This is a genomic window from Bradyrhizobium sp. 31Argb (assembly GCF_043638955.1).
In the GTDB taxonomy this organism is placed as follows: Bacteria; Pseudomonadota; Alphaproteobacteria; order Rhizobiales; family Xanthobacteraceae; genus Bradyrhizobium.
In genome coordinates, this window is record NZ_JBEGDB010000566.1 from 1 (window position 1) to 1,772 (window position 1,772).

General features: G+C 62.8%; 1 protein-coding gene. It reads left to right on the forward strand.

All coding sequences use genetic code 11. From position 1 onward, the window contains the following. Positions 1-86 precede the first annotated feature (86 nt). Positions 87-1,697 (forward strand): MDR family MFS transporter, encoded by a 1,611-nt coding sequence (locus tag AAFX91_RS41410; RefSeq protein WP_394570320.1) that lies wholly within the window; start codon positions 87-89, stop codon positions 1,695-1,697. Positions 1,698-1,772: the final 75 nt, after the last annotated feature.

Below are 1,772 nucleotides of genomic sequence, written 5' to 3' on the forward strand. Positions count from 1 at the left end.
GCGCGAAACTACTTCGCCGTCGTCGCCATTGCCGCCACTCTGCTCTGGATAAGGTAACTGTCCACACGGCCTAGCGGACGAGACTAATGACAACGCTACAGCCCACGCTCAACGCCGCGTCCTCAGCGGACCTCAGCCCAACACCCGCGGCACCGGCCATCCCCGCAAAGATCTGGATCGCGGTGGTCGGCGCCAATCTCGGCGCCTTCATGGCGGTGCTCAACATCCAGATTGTCAACGCCTCGCTGGCGGACATCCAGGGCGCGATCGGCGCCGGCATCGATGACGGCGGCTGGATCTCGACCTCCTATCTGGTCGCCGAGATCGTGGTGATCCCCTTGAGCAGCTGGCTCGCGCAGGTGTTCTCGATCCGCCGCTATCTCCTGACCAATGCTGTGCTGTTCCTCGTCTTCTCGGCGGCCTGCGCGCTGGCACATGACCTGCCGCAGATGATCGTGCTGCGCGCCGTGCAGGGTTTCACCGGCGGCGTGCTGATCCCGATGGCGTTCACCTTGATCATCATGCTGCTGCCGAGGGCGAAGCAGCCGGTCGGGCTCGCGTTGTTCGCCCTGTCGGCGACGTTTGCTCCCGCCATCGGCCCGACCATCGGCGGCTATCTCACCGAGAACTGGGGCTGGCAGTACATCTTCTATGTCAACCTGGTGCCCGGCGCGATCATGGTCGGCATGCTCTATTTCTCGCTGGAAGCGAAGCCGATGAAGCTTTCGCTTCTGCGCGAAGGCGACTGGCCCGGCATCCTCACCATGGCGATCGGCCTGTCGGCGCTGCAGACGGTGCTGGAGGAAGGCAACAAGGACGACTGGTTCGGCTCGTCCTTCATCGTCCGCCTCTCCGTCATCGCGGCGGTGGCGCTGGCGGCTTTCATTGTGATCGAGCTGACCACGAACAAGCCGCTGCTCAACCTACGCCTGCTGCTCCGCCGCAACTTCGGCTTCGGCATGCTGGCCAATTTCCTGCTTGGCACCGCGCTGTACGGCTCGGTGTTCATCCTGCCGCAATATCTGTCACGGATTCAGGGCTACAACGCCGAGCAGATCGGCATGGTGCTGGCATGGACGGGGCTGCCGCAGCTCGCGCTCATCCCGTTGGTGCCGCGCCTTATGCAGCGCTTCGACCCACGCATCATCATCGGGGTCGGATTCACGCTGTTCGCGGCCTCGAATTTCATGAACATCTACATGACCAACGACTACGCCACCGACCAGTTGTTCTGGCCCAACATCGTGCGCGCGATCGGCCAGGCGCTGGTGATGGCGCCGCTGTCGGCGGTCGCGACCGCGGGCATCGAGGCAGAGAATGCCGGCTCGGCATCGGGGCTTTTTAACATGATGCGCAATCTCGGCGGCGCCGTCGGCATCGCGCTATTGCAGACGCTCTTGACCAAACGCGAGCAGTATCACTCCAACGTGCTGATGCAGTCGGTCTCGCTGCTGGAGCAGGCGACCCGCACGCGGATCGAGCAGCTCACGCAATATTTCATGAGCCATGGCGTCGCCGACCATGCCGACGCGACGCACCGCGCCATCGTCGCGGTCGGCAGGTTCGTGCAGAAGCAGGCCTATATTCTAGCTTTCAGCGACACCTTCTACGTGATGGGCGTTGCACTGATCGTCGCCCTGTTCGCCGCGGCGCTGCTGAAGAAGCCGGGCGCACTTGCCGGCGGTGGCGCGCATTAGACTAGCATTACAGTTGTAATTGACTGAGGATTCTGAATCCATGGGCAACCATGATTCGAAGATCGTGGACGCAGG